Annotated in this window: 15 protein-coding genes, 2 pseudogenes and 1 other annotated feature (1 of these 18 running past the window's edge); of the genes and pseudogenes, 5 read left to right on the forward strand and 12 right to left on the reverse strand. The window is 54.4% G+C overall.

Going from position 1 to position 13,929, the window contains the following annotated elements; genetic code table 11:
* Nucleotides 1-76 precede the first annotated feature (76 nt).
* From AC4PCC_RS04415 to AC4PCC_RS04440, 6 genes are read right to left on the reverse strand one after another with little or no spacing between them, the layout of a single operon-like run.
* Nucleotides 77-667, reverse strand: coding sequence for a tail fiber assembly protein (locus tag AC4PCC_RS04415; protein WP_492126531.1), 591 nt, complete (start codon nucleotides 665-667; stop codon nucleotides 77-79).
* Complete coding sequence (locus AC4PCC_RS04420) at nucleotides 667-1,710, reverse strand: phage tail-collar fiber domain-containing protein (protein ID WP_492126532.1); 1,044 nt, start codon at nucleotides 1,708-1,710, stop codon at nucleotides 667-669. Before AC4PCC_RS04420 ends, AC4PCC_RS04415 begins: the two co-directional genes overlap by 1 nt.
* Nucleotides 1,707-2,318 (reverse strand): phage tail protein I, encoded by a 612-nt coding sequence (locus AC4PCC_RS04425; RefSeq protein ID WP_492126533.1) that lies wholly within the window; start codon nucleotides 2,316-2,318, stop codon nucleotides 1,707-1,709. Before AC4PCC_RS04425 ends, AC4PCC_RS04420 begins: the two co-directional genes overlap by 4 nt.
* A complete protein-coding gene (locus AC4PCC_RS04430; protein ID WP_492126534.1) occupies nucleotides 2,315-3,229 on the reverse strand; it encodes a baseplate J/gp47 family protein in 915 nt (304 codons plus the stop codon). The genes AC4PCC_RS04425 and AC4PCC_RS04430 overlap by 4 nt, the downstream gene beginning before the upstream one ends.
* Entirely contained in the window at nucleotides 3,216-3,572 is a 357-nt protein-coding gene (locus AC4PCC_RS04435; protein WP_492126535.1) for a GPW/gp25 family protein, read from the reverse strand. Before AC4PCC_RS04435 ends, AC4PCC_RS04430 begins: the two co-directional genes overlap by 14 nt.
* The gene (locus AC4PCC_RS04440) at nucleotides 3,569-4,147 is read right to left on the reverse strand and encodes a phage baseplate assembly protein V (protein WP_492126536.1); all 579 of its coding nucleotides are present in this window, start codon (nucleotides 4,145-4,147) and stop codon (nucleotides 3,569-3,571) included. The genes AC4PCC_RS04435 and AC4PCC_RS04440 overlap by 4 nt, the downstream gene beginning before the upstream one ends.
* Nucleotides 4,148-4,293: 146 nt before the next feature.
* On the opposite strand from AC4PCC_RS04440, the gene AC4PCC_RS04445 reads away from it, so the two are divergent.
* Nucleotides 4,294-4,605: a type II toxin-antitoxin system RelE/ParE family toxin gene (locus AC4PCC_RS04445; protein WP_492127455.1), complete on the forward strand. Its 312-nt coding sequence runs from the start codon at nucleotides 4,294-4,296 to the stop codon at nucleotides 4,603-4,605.
* Nucleotides 4,606-4,710: 105 nt separating this feature from the next.
* Nucleotides 4,711-5,043 (forward strand): HigA family addiction module antitoxin, encoded by a 333-nt coding sequence (locus AC4PCC_RS04450; RefSeq protein WP_492126537.1) that lies wholly within the window; start codon nucleotides 4,711-4,713, stop codon nucleotides 5,041-5,043.
* Between the two features lie 128 nt (nucleotides 5,044-5,171).
* On the opposite strand, the pseudogene AC4PCC_RS04455 reads toward AC4PCC_RS04450, so the two are convergent.
* The 4 genes and pseudogenes from AC4PCC_RS04455 to AC4PCC_RS04470 all read right to left on the reverse strand — a co-directional run.
* A pseudogene (locus AC4PCC_RS04455) lies at nucleotides 5,172-5,543 on the reverse strand (phage virion morphogenesis protein); the annotation flags it as partial.
* 73 nt (nucleotides 5,544-5,616) lie between these two features.
* Nucleotides 5,617-5,733: pseudogene (locus AC4PCC_RS04460) on the reverse strand (IS3 family transposase); the annotation flags it as partial.
* Nucleotides 5,734-6,005: 272 nt separating this feature from the next.
* Entirely contained in the window at nucleotides 6,006-7,655 is a 1,650-nt protein-coding gene (locus AC4PCC_RS04465) for a methyl-accepting chemotaxis protein (protein WP_492126538.1), read from the reverse strand.
* Between the two features lie 244 nt (nucleotides 7,656-7,899).
* On the reverse strand, nucleotides 7,900-8,592 hold the full coding sequence (locus tag AC4PCC_RS04470) for a CTP synthase C-terminal region-related (seleno)protein (RefSeq protein ID WP_492126539.1): 693 nt from the start codon (nucleotides 8,590-8,592) through the stop codon (nucleotides 7,900-7,902).
* A gap of 195 nt (nucleotides 8,593-8,787) precedes the next feature.
* On the opposite strand from AC4PCC_RS04470, the gene AC4PCC_RS04475 reads away from it, so the two are divergent.
* Nucleotides 8,788-9,534, forward strand: coding sequence for a GNAT family N-acetyltransferase (locus AC4PCC_RS04475; protein WP_492126540.1), 747 nt, complete (start codon nucleotides 8,788-8,790; stop codon nucleotides 9,532-9,534).
* Here AC4PCC_RS04475 and AC4PCC_RS04480 read toward each other — a convergent pair.
* The gene (locus AC4PCC_RS04480; protein ID WP_492126541.1) at nucleotides 9,484-9,996 is read right to left on the reverse strand and encodes a GNAT family N-acetyltransferase; all 513 of its coding nucleotides are present in this window, start codon (nucleotides 9,994-9,996) and stop codon (nucleotides 9,484-9,486) included. The genes AC4PCC_RS04475 and AC4PCC_RS04480 overlap by 51 nt on opposite strands.
* 320 nt (nucleotides 9,997-10,316) lie before the next feature.
* Between AC4PCC_RS04480 and AC4PCC_RS04485 the strand changes: the two genes are divergently transcribed.
* Nucleotides 10,317-11,396, forward strand: coding sequence for a 3-deoxy-7-phosphoheptulonate synthase (locus tag AC4PCC_RS04485; protein ID WP_492126542.1), 1,080 nt, complete (start codon nucleotides 10,317-10,319; stop codon nucleotides 11,394-11,396).
* A 2-nt stretch (nucleotides 11,397-11,398) separates the two neighbouring features.
* Nucleotides 11,399-12,517: a bifunctional chorismate mutase/prephenate dehydrogenase gene (gene tyrA, locus AC4PCC_RS04490; RefSeq protein WP_492126543.1), complete on the forward strand. Its 1,119-nt coding sequence runs from the start codon at nucleotides 11,399-11,401 to the stop codon at nucleotides 12,515-12,517.
* Nucleotides 12,518-12,631: 114 nt separating this feature from the next.
* Here the strand turns inward: tyrA and pheA are convergent, their stop codons facing one another.
* Nucleotides 12,632-13,792: a bifunctional chorismate mutase/prephenate dehydratase gene (gene pheA, locus AC4PCC_RS04495; RefSeq protein WP_492126544.1), complete on the reverse strand. Its 1,161-nt coding sequence runs from the start codon at nucleotides 13,790-13,792 to the stop codon at nucleotides 12,632-12,634.
* A gap of 23 nt (nucleotides 13,793-13,815) precedes the next feature.
* Nucleotides 13,816-13,929 (reverse strand) — a sequence feature (Phe leader region) (it continues 11 nt past the right edge of the window).

The raw sequence follows: 13,929 nt of genomic DNA on the forward strand, positions 1-13,929 counted from the left end.
CCTTTCGTCAAATGGTTAACGGATTTTAACTTTACCATCTGCGCGGCAGGTTGTTAATCCGTTACAGGTTTGACCGTCAGGCGGGCTTTTCGGGCCAGCTGATATCCGGCGCGTCTGACACGTCGGTGGCCTGTACCGCCTGCACGTACTTCATCCAGGCGGTAAGCGTGGCTTTGTCCGCGTCGGTGATGATGCCTAACAGCAGCTGCGTCTGCCATGCATGGGTGATGCCGTTTGCCTCGCTCACACGCGCCGCCTTTTCGCTGGCCGCCGCGTCAAGCCACGACTGCTGCTGTGCATCGCTGTCAGTCACCCACTTTTCACCGTCCCACTTATCAAACGCGGTTGCGGGGGCCTGCGTTGTGGTGTCCGCCGGATAGTCACCCAGCGCCGTGATTTTCACCGGCGCGCCGCCGGACACCGGGTAAACCGTTTCGCCGCGATGGTCCGGCACGCTCAGCCAGCTGCCGTCCTGATAGACGGCCACCGTTCCCGCCTGCGCGGCTGGCGGTGCGGTCAGGCAGGCACAGGCGGGCAGGCCGACGCCCTGCGCCAGAAATTCCTGCACCGCGCCGGTAAACTCCCCGGTCAGCGCGTCATACCCGTATACCGTCAGCGTGCCGTCGGCTTTTGCCAGCCCGTTCTTATCAATCGTCGCCTTAGCCATTATGCAGCCCTCACGATGTAGTTAAACGCCACGTTGCGCGGGCGGTTCTCCGCTGCCACCGGCACCACTCGTGAGGCATCAAAATAGATTTTTTCCCCCACGGTTGTGCCATTGGCCTGCGTACCCAGCGGCGGTCCGTCGGTGATAGCCGTGCCGTCAGGATAAACGCCCTCATTTGAATTCTTGCCGTTATTGTAAAAAGGCCCCTCTGACTTTCCGTTGTAGGGCACGGCCAGCGACTGAGTACCGGTAATGTTTCGGATGGCATCGCCCTGCGCGGCCAGCAGCGCACGCCCGCTGTCCGCGCCGCGCCCGTCGTCCCAGCCGCGAATGTACTCACCGCGCAGGTCGGGCAGCTTAAGTGACGGATAGACTTTCGCCAGCGCCGGATAGGCGGAGGCGCTGAAGGATGCGCCGTTGCACTTCAGCCAACCGGTCGGGGGCGTTGCCAGCGGCCACGGCTGCGGAATGCCGACCGGCAGGGCCGAACCGTCAGCGGCCAGCAGGTACTGCGGATGCGGATTCGCGGCGGCAAGGTGTGCGGCCAGCAGCTTGTCCGCATACTGGCGCACCTCCAGCACGCTGTCATCCACGTACTGACGCGTAGCCAGCACCACGGACGGGTCCACCTTCAGCGTCACGGCGTCGGTGCTGCTGACGATGATGATCATGTGCAGGCGCTGGGTACGCCCGCTGCCCTCCTGCAGCTGCGGCTTGTAGGTTTCGGCGGTGTTGCACACGGCAATCAGCGTGCCGTCACCGTCAAACAGCCCCATTTCCCGGATCCAGAATCCGCCCTCGTTTTCCGGGATAACCTGCTCTGCAATAATCTGGCTGCTGTTGGCCGCGTCCACGGTCAGCGAATTAAGCGCGGCGCGGCGCACCTCGTTAACCAGCTTCGTCTGGCTGGCGTTGGGTGTCGGCAACGTGCCGCCGCCGTCGCCCACGGCCATGTGCGTGATGTTCAGTTTTGTGCCGAGCGACACGGCGTTGGCAATTTTTGCCGCGCCGGTGCTGGTCACGATGGCATAGAATTTTGTCATGGTCCCACTTCCATCAGGTCGATAACGTGAACCGCCGCGCCCGTGTAGCTCTGGCCGCCGACGGAGATAATGTCCGGGGTGTAGGGGTAGACGATGAGATCGTCGCCGTCATAGCTGCCCGCACCAGTGAATAACGTCCCGCCGCTCTGCAGGTTGATGGACATTCCCAGCAGGTGACGGCTGCACGGCTTCGCATCGCTGATCAGCCGCTCAAGCTCCGCATATGTTTCTTCCGTAATGCCCTGGTCCTGCACACCGATGTCCAGCCGGAAGGTGCCGGGTGCTTCACCGTTTTTCCACCATTCAATAACCCGGATCAGGAAGCCGAACGGCTCCACCACGCGGCGGATAGCGCTGATGGTGCCTTTGTGCTGATGAATATAAAACGCATCGCTCACCACCTGCCTTTTGACGCTCTCAGCCCAGCTTTCGTCCCAGCGGTCCACCGAAAACGCCCAGGCCAGATAAGGCAGAAAGCTCACCGGGCAGGTGGCCGGGTTCCAGAGGTCGCGCAGCGGCACGTTCAGCCCGGAAATCCCCCTGCACGCTTGCGCCAGGCGGCGCTCAAGCGCAGACGAACCGGGCGGCATCAAGCTGCTGTTGCTCATGTCACCCCCTGATCGCCCGCCACGGAAATGTCCGTGCCGGTGCAGTAGCCCGCCTGCGTACGATCCATGATGATGTCCTGCGCCGGTTCGGCGATTTCCACCCAGTCCACACCGGCCACGCGCATCACCGCCCCGTAGGACTCACGCCGCACGCTGCGGCCCAGCTTTTTCTGCTCGGTCAGGTAAGCGGCCAGCTTCGCGTTTGCCGCCTCCAGGCAGGGACCGGCGGCCACGCCGTCGAACAGGTGCAGCCTGGCCTTCACGCTGTAGCTGCGAATAGTCGCCCCCTGAACCGTCACACGGTCGACAACCGGGCGCACGCTGTCGGCGCTCAGTGCAGTGTCCACTGTAGTCAGCAAATCCGCTGCCGCCGTGCCGTCGCCTTCGCGACTCAGGACAGTGATCAGTACTGTCGCCGGTGACGGGCTGATGGCGGACACGTCCTGCACCCGGCCATCGGCGCTTTTAGCGTGAAACTCATACGCGCCCGTAGGTCCGGCCACGCTCAGCCCCTCAAACGCCTCCGGCACGCGCACGCGCAGTGCATCGTCTGATTCCATCACTGCATCCACCGGCGGCACCGCGTCGGGATTCGCAGGCGTAATGGTCAGCCGCTTCACGTTATTGCGGGCGGCCTGCTGGTCCAGATCGCTGCCGATTGCGTAGGCCACCATTACCGCCTGCGCCGCCTCATTGATGCGCTGGCGCAACAGGATTTCGCGGTAGGTGTTTTCCTGCAGGCTTTTAACAATCGGGTCAGACTCCAGCGCCAGAACGCGGCGCATGGTGGCCTGTTCATCCGCCGGATAAAGCGCAATCAGCGCCTCTTTGCGTTCTGCCAGCAGCGTTTCAAAGTCCGGCACCTCAATAATCTGCGGCGCAGGCAGCTGGGAAAGATCAATTACCGCCACTGTTCACCCCCGTTGAAACCGTCAGAGAAAGTGGTGAGCCGTCGGCGCGCTGGCCGCTCAGATTAACCTGCATAGAGCCGTCCGAATTACGCGTAATGTTTACCGAGGCCAGCCGGATGCGTGGCTCCCAGCGGCTCAGTGCGGTATAGGTGGCGGCCATCACCTGCAGTTCGGTGGCGTCGTTCTGCGGCTGGTCAATCAGCACCGACAGCAGCGAGCCGTAATCACGCCGGGCGAGGCGGCTGCCTTCTGGGGTAATCAGGATGTCGCTAACGCTCTGCCGGATGTGATCGATGTCGGTAATAGCTTCGCCGGTGTCGCGGTTCATGCCGAGGTACATCATTGCGGGCCTCCTGACATATCGCTGCCATTCTTAACTTTGTCGTGTAAGTGCTTATCAGCAATCACGCCGTTAGAACTCATTGAACCGCCGCCGTGGGTCACATCGCCGTTCATCGTGGTGTCACCGTTAATTCTTGTCTGGCTGGCCTCTATCCCCAGCGCGTCGGTGATCAGCTGAACGCCGTCTGCCGCTTCAATGCGCACGCTTCTGATGTTCTTTTTCAGCGGCTGGCCGTTTTCCGGCTCGTACTGAAACCAGCCGCCGTCCTTAAACACGGTGGTGGTGCCGTCTTCTGAATAGTCGGGCGGCGGGAAGGCTTCGTAATAAATGGCGGCCAGCGCAAAGGCGGTTTCAAGATTGCCGCCCAGGCTCAGCAGCACAACCTGTTCCCCGGCGGTGGGCTGCCACCATGTGCGGGTGTTACCGGCGCGCAGGGTGAGCCAGTTAATCCAGTTGGTTTCGAGGTCGCCCGTTTTCACCCGGCACAGCCAGTTCACTGGATCCACTTCGGACACGGTACCTGTGCGGATCAGGTTGGTGATGAGGCGCATGATTTCAGTGAGTTGTGTATTCATGTGTAGAGCGTGCCACGGCGGAGAAACAGATAGCAGAACTTGCCGTTGTGTAAGGGATGATACAAATGACAATACATGTTGCACTTGCACACTGTGCGGCGGTGCATTACAATGTGTGCAAGTTGAAACGCGGAGGCACCGATGGAATGACATTAAGAAACATCGAGAGTTTTCGGGACGATTGGCTTAAAGATTTTTTTCTGTACGGAAAAACACATAAAAAAATCCCGGCCACTATCGCATCAGCACTGGCCCGAAAGCTCGACATAATAAATGCGGCGACGAACTATAAGGATTTACGATCGCCACCCGGAAATCGCTACGAAGAATTAAACCCTCCTTTAGAGGAATACTCTTCGATTCGGGTTAATGAGCAATACCGACTGATATTTAAATGGATTGATGGTAAGGCTGTTGACCTATACTTAGATGCACATAGCTATAAAGCACACAAGTAAGTGATGAGGGTTTAGAGCAGAGGTTCTAAACCCTCATAAAACAGGAAAATGAAGTTAGCTATTAGAATATTAGATTTTGGACCTTAGAGATTAGAGAGCAGAAATATGACCCAAGCAACCCGCAAGCCGACTACTGTAGGAGACGTATTACTTTACGAATACCTGGAACCTCTTGGCCTGAAAATCTTGGACTTAGCTGAAATTTTGAATGTACACCGTAATACTGTCAGTGCTCTGGTTAACAACAACCGTAAGTTAACTCCAGATATGGCTTTCAGGCTGTCCGCTGCTTTTGAAACCAGCGTTGAGTTCTGGTTAAACCTTCAAAACAGTGTTGATATTTGGGAAGTAATGAACGATGCCCGCACGCAGGAAGAAATCAGCCGTGTGACACCTGTTGAAAATTTTCTGGCACAAAAAGAAAAGCAAGTAGCATAATTTTCCAATGAAAAAATTAGTTTTTCCTTGAAAGAACGGCCCGCAATCGCGGGCCGTTCTCATTCTGCAAGCCAACGCAACAAAGCCGCCTGCACGGTGCTTTCTACCTCACTATTTACGCCTAACAGAGGGCGTGCAGCATAATTCACTTCAGGGCCTCTACGGCTTACCCGATCCCGAAGCCCATAGTGATGTACGCGCGCAATCCGCTGCGCTCGCCCCGAAAATCCGGTTTTAGCCTCATTCGTGCTCGCTTTAGCCGTCAGATACTTTGCCGTTTTCAGATTCGTGAAAATGCCGCGACGGATGCGCCCCTTTTTGCTGCGGGCGCTGACGCGGCTCCCATGCGGTGCCGTCCGGGGAACGCTGCGCGGTGATGTTCGCCTGCTGAATGCGGCGCACATCGCGCGCCACCTCGCGCAGCATCTTTTCCGGGCTGCCGGTTCCAGCTGTGAGAGAAGCGCATCCAGCCAGGCATCCACTTCATGCAGTTTAGTCATGCTTCACCGTCCATAATTCCTCCGGCTCGTCCGGCTCCGGCACCGCTACAATGCGGGTGTAAGTATCCCAGCTTTAGTTCCACGCACTTTTTGAGATTTCCAGTTTCTCAGCCATCAGCCCATATTCTTCCGGCGTCAGGTTATTCAGGTATTCATTAGGCCGCTCACTGTTGTATTCATTCAGCCAGCGTGACCGAGGCGTTGGTAGCTTGATTTAGTGTCTACAAATTGGCTAACCAGCATGTATGTGTCAGCATTTCACTGCACCAGATATAGGAATAACTAACTGTTTTATTAATAAAAAGCTTCTGTATCAATGGTGCTAGGAAAAAGCGTCTTAACTAAGGGCTCGCTAACGCGACATCTGAAAGTTAATATGAAACAAGGGGTTAGCCATCGGCTAACCCCTTTTTTATTGGCTTTAGATAATCAAACAATCTGGAGCGATAGTGCGCGCCTTATTTAGAAGCTTTCCCAGCTTCCTTCGCCTGCCGTGCTTAACGCAGGACTCCCTTTGACGATGGGCGCTGGACGTTTAACCACGTCCGGAGTGCGTCTTCTCTCAGTCGTTGAGGCAACTTTGAAGGACGAGACCAGGGCGCTCAGGTTTTCTGCCTGCTCCTGGAGCGAGCGTGAAGCCGAAGATGCCTCCTCTACCAACGCGGCATTTTGCTGGGTAACTTCATCCATCTGCCCAATGGCCTGATGCACCTGTTCAATCCCCTGGCTTTGCCCGGTAGTGGCTGCGGCGATCTCATTGACGATATCCGCTACCTGCTGAATCGCGATACGCACTTTCTCCGAGTTGTCGCCCACGTTGGCCGCCTGGCTGGCACCACTTTCAACCTGCTGGGAAGAAGCCGTGATCAGCTCCTTAATTTCCCGGGCAGCAGACGATGAGCGCTGCGCAAGATTGCGGACCTCTGACGCGACCACGGCGAAGCCTCGCCCATGTTCCCCGGCTCTGGCGGCTTCGACAGCGGCGTTCAGCGCCAGAATATTGGTCTGGAAGGCAATGCCTTCGATCAGGCCGGTGATCTCTGAAATTCTCCCCGAGCTGTTTTTAATGTCATCCATCGTTGTGAGCATGGTTTTAACGGAGTCACCATTTTGCACCGACATTTTGTTGGCCGTACCGGCAAGAATATTTGCCTGATTAGCACTTTCGGCGTTTTGTTTCACCGTATCGCTTAATGCCGCCATACTGGCTGAGGTTTGTTCAAGAGAGGCGGCCTGCTGTTCGGTACGTGAGGATAAATCTTCGTTGCCCGCCGCGATTTGAGAAGACGCTGTGCTGACCGAGTAGGATGAGTCATTAACCGATGAGAGCGTTGTGCCAACCCGCTCAAGCAGATTATTGAAGGCCGCTGCTGTTTTACCAATTTCATCCTTACGGCGGTCATCGGCTCGTTGAGTCAGGTCAAGGTTGATACTGACCTCGCTCATGACGGATTCCATCCCAAAAAGGCTTCTCTTTATGCTGAGTATCGTCCTGATGGCAAAGAATCCCAGTATCAGGATAGTCAGCGCAGCACCGATGGATAATACCCAGATAAGTCTGGAATAGATCCGCTGGTTATCTTCTCTCAGGCCGTTACCGATAGTGATATTTAATTCAATCTGCTTCTTGAGGTCGCTGGTAAGCTTTCTTGCCGCGCTGCCGACGCCGATATCACTCTGCATGAGCGAAAGCGTCAGGGCATCATTATGGGCACGTGATGCGGCGAAGAAGGCGGGGAGTGCCTGACGTACCGCGTCAATATTTTGATAAGCGAGGCTGGTTAACTGCCCATCCTCATCACTTGATACATCATTTTTCTTATAATAGTCAGTCAGTGAAGTCAGCTGATCCAGTATCTGGTAGATGTCTTTTTCTGCCGCAGGTAATTTAGTTTCGTCCGTAATGACTTTATAGCGATACAGAGCAACACCAAAATTACTGGAGGCGCTTATCGACTTATCGAGATCTTTAATACTGGGAATGGTGTTGTACTGAACAAATTCAAATCTTGACTGGAACCCGGATATGGCTGATAACGCTACGATTACCAGAGCAACTATTGCAATGGTAAGGAGAGAGAACGTGATGGATAAGCGCTGTGTGATCGACATGGTGACCTCTGAAATTCGTTAAAACGATAAGAATGTTCATCAGGTCAGAAAACGCCCTGAGATAAACCTTATCGGCTTTTTTTCTGAGGACTTTATGGATTTATACATTCTGAATTATTAAAGTTAGTCAGATTAAAATAAACACGCCTGTCGGGTAAGGCCATTATTATTTTAAGGTTAATTTATATTAATTATTTATTAATTAATAAGCACGCTATGGATTTTTATAATAGCGCACGGCTATTTAGCGTGCTGCGGATCTTAGCAGCGAAACAACCAGTGGAGAAAGTGCATTTCGCAGGGCGGCCCGTTCAGACTGAAAAAGCGTCGCGACGAAAAAACGGTGTGTCGGCAGCTCTATACCGCGCACGCCACCTTCACGATCCCAGGCCGTAACACGCAGCGGATAGCTCTCCAGCTCGGTAATAAAACCCGGATCCACTCCGAAACGACAGTGGTAGCCTTCGTGTGTTTTAAGCTTTCCATACGCCTGAGCAATCACCGACCCCTCTTCAATAATGATGTCATCTGTCTCTTCTATTAGCGCGCAGCTCAGCGGAACGATAACCATTCGCCCTTCAGTGTCCGTTTCGTTATGGGCAGCATCCTGCCAGCCAATCACGTTGCGAGCATACTCGATAAGGGCATACTGGAATCCGCCGCATGAACCAAGAAACGGGACGTCGTTTACCCGCGCCCAGGTGATAGCCATCATCGCGCCCTGATCGTTTTGATACGGGCTACCGGGTATCACCCAAATCGCATCATAAGGCTCCAACACTGACGTATCTGTTATTGACGCAGTGGGAAGCCATTCGGCAGAAATATTGAGGTTAAGGTGATCGGCGGCAAGCTGAATGGCGGGGGGGATGGCCTGATGAGCAACGGCGGTAGAGCGAAAATCTCCAACAAGCGCGATACGAAAAGAAAGCGTCATGATCATTTCCTTTGTCGGAAAGATAGGATATTACCTGATTTTTAACATAGCGACAACATTGTTACGGGAGGAGCCAGCAGGCATTTCACCGTTTAGCGATCTGATTCATAACTCTGGCATAACCTGCAGTTTATCGCTGGGAAAAACGCGCTGCGCTTCGTATTCTGACTTATCGATTATTGAAGGAAGATGACCGTGTCCCAGAGATTCAACGAATTCGATCAGCCGATTGGCCCGGCATTACCTGACTGGCTGCCTGCCAGAATGCCTGAGCGTCAGACGCTCAAGGGGAGCTATTGCCGCCTGGAGCCGCTGGACGTCGCCAAACACAGCGGCGATCTCTATGCCGCCTATGCTTTTGCCGCCGACGGGCGCGACTGGACCTACCTTACCGATGAGCGCCCTTCAACGCCGGAGGCATTTCGTCACTGGCTGGCGCAGCGTGCAGCTGAAAAAAATGTGATCACCTTTACTATTCTTTGTGCCAAACGTAACAGGGCGATGGGCCTGGCCTCGTATATGCGCATTGATCGGGATAACGGATCGATAGAGCTGGGCGGCCTGACCTGGTCACCGCTGATGAAACGGACCATCATTGGCACAGAAGCACTTTATCTGATGCTGAAATACACCTTTGAGCTAGGTTATCGCCGCTGCGAATGGAAGTGTGATGCATTGAATGCCCCCTCACGGGCGTCGGCTGAACGGCTTGGGTTTCAGTATGAAGGTACCTTTCGGCAGATGATGACCCGCAAAGGGCGTTCAAGAGATACGCAGTGGTTCTCCATCCTTGATAGCGAGTGGCCGACGATAAATCATGCCATAACCCGCTGGCTGGACAGGGAAAACTTTGATGCTCAGGGGCAGCAGATCCAGCGTTTGCAGACTCTTTCAGGGGCGGCGAAACTGGTAGATGGCGGTGTTGACCGGTCCGCTGTCTAATACGATCAGCCCATAGGCGATCCCCATGAACCTGGCCCCGCAGCGCGTGGCGACCCGTCTGCTGGCGACGTTATCCTCCACGGCAAGAATTTCAACTATCTCCCTTTCCGGACGCTGCCAGGCCAGTTCAACCAGATAGCGAACGGCCTGGCTGGCAATGCCCTGGCCCTGGTCGCTGCTGCGTACCCAGTAGCCTATTGAGCAGTGATGAGTTTGCTCAGAGGAATAGCGCAGCCCGGCACCGCCCAGTAACCGACCCTCCCGGCTGAATATACCCAGCTCATCAGCCCTGCCGTTTTCGCGCATAAGCTGCGTTACCGCAAACCAGCGGCGCGCCTCTTCTGATTTAAATTCCGGGTGCGCCCACAGCAGCCAGGGCAGCAGCGTATTCAGCGAGTCATTGACGGCTTCGGCAAAGGCGGGCGCATCTTCATCGCACCAGGGTCTGAGTAGAATGTCCATTGGCAACCTTACATTTCCCTCAGTGCCACGCCAATCCCCTTCGCTGGCACGGTCCAGAGTCATTTGATTAAGTCCGGCGGTAGTTTCTGTAATAAGAATAGTTGTAAAGTAAAAATTACACTACAGTGGTGCTGATTGAGCGTTATAATTTATATAATATGCTGTTTTTATTAATATTTACTCAGTGTCGGCGTCGATCTCATGTGACTGGTAAGAAAAATGTACAGACAGTGATTGAGGTTTGTACACTATCTGATACATTGATAGTCATCACGCCGGGGGTTCCTCTGAGCAAACACGATTACGACAGGAATATGAGCATGCAAAAAGACGCGCTGAATAACGTACATATTGCCAATGAACAGGTTTTAATCACGCCTGAAGAGCTGAAAAAACAGTTTCCGCTTAATGCGACTCAGGCAGAGAAAATTGCTTCATCACGCAAGGTCATTTCCGACATCATTAGCGGTAAGGATCCCCGTTTGCTGGTGGTGTGTGGGCCCTGCTCAATCCACGATACTGAAGCTGCGCTCGACTATGCCCGCCACCTTAAAGCGCTTTCCGACAGGCTTCAGGATCAGCTGTTTATCGTTATGCGCGTTTACTTTGAAAAGCCCCGTACGACCGTTGGCTGGAAGGGGCTGATTAACGATCCTTTTATGGATAACTCTTTTGATATGCAGGCTGGTCTGCATATTGCGCGTCGCCTGCTGCTGGACCTGGTTGAAATGGGGCTGCCGCTGGCAACGGAAGCGCTGGATCCCAACAGTCCACAATACCTTGGTGACCTTTTTAGCTGGTCGGCTATCGGTGCCCGCACGACAGAATCTCAGACGCATCGTGAAATGGCCTCGGGCCTCTCAATGCCGGTGGGATTCAAAAATGGTACGGATGGCAGTCTGGGTACGGCTATCAATGCCATGCGCGCAGCTTCAATGCCGCATCGTTTTGTCGGTATCAATCAGGCAGGGCAGGTCTGCCTGCTGCAAACGCAGGGGAATCCGGATGGACATGTGATCCTGCGTGGCGGGAAAAGCCCCAACTACGGCCCGGAGGATGTGGCGCAGTGTGAAAAAGAGATGCGCCAGGCGGGACTCCGTCCCTCCTTGATGATAGATTGCAGCCATGGCAATTCTGATAAAGATTTTCGCCGCCAGTCTGGCGTCGCTGAATCTGCCGTAGCGCAGATCAAAGACGGCAACCGTTCAATTATGGGACTGATGCTGGAAAGCCATCTTAACGAAGGGAGTCAGTCTTCCGAGCAGCCGCGCAGTGAGATGCGCTACGGCGTTTCCGTCACCGATGCCTGCATCAGCTGGGATACGACCGAACAGCTGCTAAGTGAAATCCATCAGTCTTTGAGTGGCGTACTGGCGGCGCGTCTGTCGCAAGAGGATTAATTATGGTGGCTGAACTGACCGCGCTTCGCGATCAAATTGATGAAGTGGATAAAGCGCTGCTGGATCTGATGGCAAAACGGCTAAGCCTGGTTGCCGAAGTGGGTGAGGTCAAAAGCCGTTATGGCCTGCCGATTTACGTCCCGGAACGCGAAGCGGCGATGCTGGCCTCGCGGCGTAATGAAGCCGCGCTGCTGGGAGTGCCGCCGGATCTGATTGAAGACGTTTTGCGCAGGCTGATGCGCGAGTCCTATTCAAGTGAAAACGATAAAGGCTTTAAAACGCTCTGTCCCACGCTGCGTCCGGTAGTGATTGTCGGTGGTAAGGGCCAGATGGGCCGCATGTTTGAGAAAATGCTTACTCTGTCCGGATATCAGGTAGAAATCCTTGATAAAGAGGACTGGGATCGGGCTGATACTCTGCTCTCCACCGCCGGTATGGTGATAATCAGCGTTCCCATCCACCTGACGGAAGAGGTGATTGCCCGACTGCCCGCGCTACCGGAAGACTGTATTCTTGTCGATCTTGCTTCGATCAAGAACCGCCCGCTTCAGGCGATGCTGGCTGCGCATCCTGGCCCGGTGCTGGGTCTGCATCCGATGTTCGGCCCGGACAGTGGGAGCCTGGCGAAGCAGGTTGTCGTATGGTGTGATGGCCGCCAGCCGGAAGCCTACCAGTGGTTTCTGGAGCAAATTCAGGTATGGGGCGCACGGCTGCATCGCATTAGCGCGGTTGAGCATGACCAGAATATGGCGTTTATCCAGGCGCTGCGCCACTTTGCCACCTTTGCCTATGGCCTGCATCTGGCGGAGGAGAATGTACAGCTTGAACAGCTATTAGCGCTATCTTCACCCATCTACCGGCTGGAGCTGGCGATGGTTGGCCGACTGTTTGCTCAGGATCCCCAGCTCTATGCGGATATCATCATGTCGTCAGAGAGCAACCTGGCGTTAATTAAGCGCTACTATCATCGCTTCGGTGAAGCCATTACGCTGCTGGAGAAGGGCGATAAGCCGGCCTTCATTCACAGTTTTAATCAGGTCAGGCACTGGTTTGGCGACTATTCCGACCACTTTATGCAGGAAAGTCGTACGCTGCTGCGTCAGGCTAATGACCGTAAGTAATGATTAAAGGCCAGCGTTGGCCTTTTCTATGTGATGTGGTCAGCGGTTCGCGACCTGAGCCGGTTAAGTCATTATCTGACTTAACCGGCTGGTAAAGACCCCGACGTAAGGGGATTATTCCGGCATCACCGGGATAATATTTTCGCTGGGATAGCAGCCCAACACCTTCAGCGAACGCGTAATGGGAGCCAGTTCACGCAGTGCCTGCTGTACCTCTTCCGCACGCAGGTTCCCCTGAAAATCGATGTAAAACATCTCTTCCCACGGATTACCATTAATGGGGCGCGATTCCAGCTTGCTCATGACCAGATTATGCTGACGCAGCACCAGCAGGGCTTCTACCAGCGCGCCAGCCTGCTGACCGGTAGCCATAATCAGGGTGGTTTTAGCCGGTACCTGTAGCGTGACTTCGACAGGCTTACGGGCAAGGATAATAAAGCGGGTGATGTTCTGCTGCTGGTTCGCCAGGTTGCGTTCCAGAACCTGCAATCCATAGAGTTCTCCACCCGCCTCGCTGCCCAGAGCCGCAGCTTTAGGCGAGTTGAGAGAGGCCACTTTCTCCATTGCGGCGGCGGTACTTTCCGTATACTCAATTTTCCAGTGAGGGTAGCGGTTAATGAACTGGCTACACTGCTGAAAGGGCTGAGGATGACTGTAGACCGTCTCGATTTGCTGTAAATCAGTGCTGCCGGTGACCAGTACACAGTGGTCAATGGGTAACGTCATTTCACCGACGATCGACAAACTAGTTTGCTGCAACAGGTCATAGACGTCATTAATCGAACCTGAACTGGTGTTCTCGATGGGCAGCACGGCGTAATCTGCCTGGCCCGTTTCCACCTGACTGAAAATGTCCTGAAATTTCAGGCATCCACTTTCAATGACGTTTTCAAAATGACGGGTGGCGTAATGGCGTGCCGCGAGGTGCGAATAAGAGCCTTTAGGGCCCAGGAACGCGATGCGCGCAGATTGAGCATGAGTCTTATTAAGATGTTGTTGTAACAGCGCCTGCTGCGTCAGGACGGAATCCTCAATAATAAGCTGAAACAAACGCGTGATGTAATGAGCATCCAGCTTATGGTTTTTACCCAGAGCTATCAGATGCTCAAGCAGATCGCGTTCGCGATCAATATCCCGGATCGGACGGTGGGTAGCCATTTTGGCTTTTGCCACGTCAGTTGCCAGCGCCCGGCGACGGGCGAGCAGGGTTAATAATTCTTCGTCCAGCGCGCTGATTTTGTCGCGCAGGGCCAGCAGTGGATTCTCAGTGGTCATAGTTCTACCTGTCAGGTGCCCATAAAAAAAAAGCCTCCCACCTGGGAGGCTTGATTGTTCGTCTTCGCATTATTTCCTGAACGACGAATGGCCTCCCTGTCAGTGGAGGCTAAAAAAGAATGCGAAGAAGAACGACT

The sequence above is a fragment of the Erwinia sp. L03-1 genome, from assembly GCF_058686115.1.

Coding starts and splice junctions, on each gene's coding strand:
- AC4PCC_RS04415 (WP_492126531.1), bottom strand. CDS start 667: ATGGCTAAGGCGACGATTGATAAGAACGGGCTGGCAAAAGCCGACGGC.
- AC4PCC_RS04420 (WP_492126532.1), bottom strand. CDS start 1,710: ATGACAAAATTCTATGCCATCGTGACCAGCACCGGCGCGGCAAAAATT.
- AC4PCC_RS04425 (WP_492126533.1), bottom strand. CDS start 2,318: ATGAGCAACAGCAGCTTGATGCCGCCCGGTTCGTCTGCGCTTGAGCGC.
- AC4PCC_RS04435 (WP_492126535.1), bottom strand. CDS start 3,572: ATGATGTACCTCGGCATGAACCGCGACACCGGCGAAGCTATTACCGAC.
- AC4PCC_RS04440 (WP_492126536.1), bottom strand. CDS start 4,147: ATGAATACACAACTCACTGAAATCATGCGCCTCATCACCAACCTGATC.
- AC4PCC_RS04445 (WP_492127455.1), top strand. CDS start 4,294: ATGACATTAAGAAACATCGAGAGTTTTCGGGACGATTGGCTTAAAGAT.
- AC4PCC_RS04450 (WP_492126537.1), top strand. CDS start 4,711: ATGACCCAAGCAACCCGCAAGCCGACTACTGTAGGAGACGTATTACTT.
- AC4PCC_RS04465 (WP_492126538.1), bottom strand. CDS start 7,655: ATGTCGATCACACAGCGCTTATCCATCACGTTCTCTCTCCTTACCATT.
- AC4PCC_RS04470 (WP_492126539.1), bottom strand. CDS start 8,592: ATGACGCTTTCTTTTCGTATCGCGCTTGTTGGAGATTTTCGCTCTACC.
- AC4PCC_RS04480 (WP_492126541.1), bottom strand. CDS start 9,996: ATGGACATTCTACTCAGACCCTGGTGCGATGAAGATGCGCCCGCCTTT.
- AC4PCC_RS04485 (WP_492126542.1), top strand. CDS start 10,317: ATGCAAAAAGACGCGCTGAATAACGTACATATTGCCAATGAACAGGTT.
- tyrA (WP_492126543.1), top strand. CDS start 11,399: ATGGTGGCTGAACTGACCGCGCTTCGCGATCAAATTGATGAAGTGGAT.
- pheA (WP_492126544.1), bottom strand. CDS start 13,792: ATGACCACTGAGAATCCACTGCTGGCCCTGCGCGACAAAATCAGCGCG.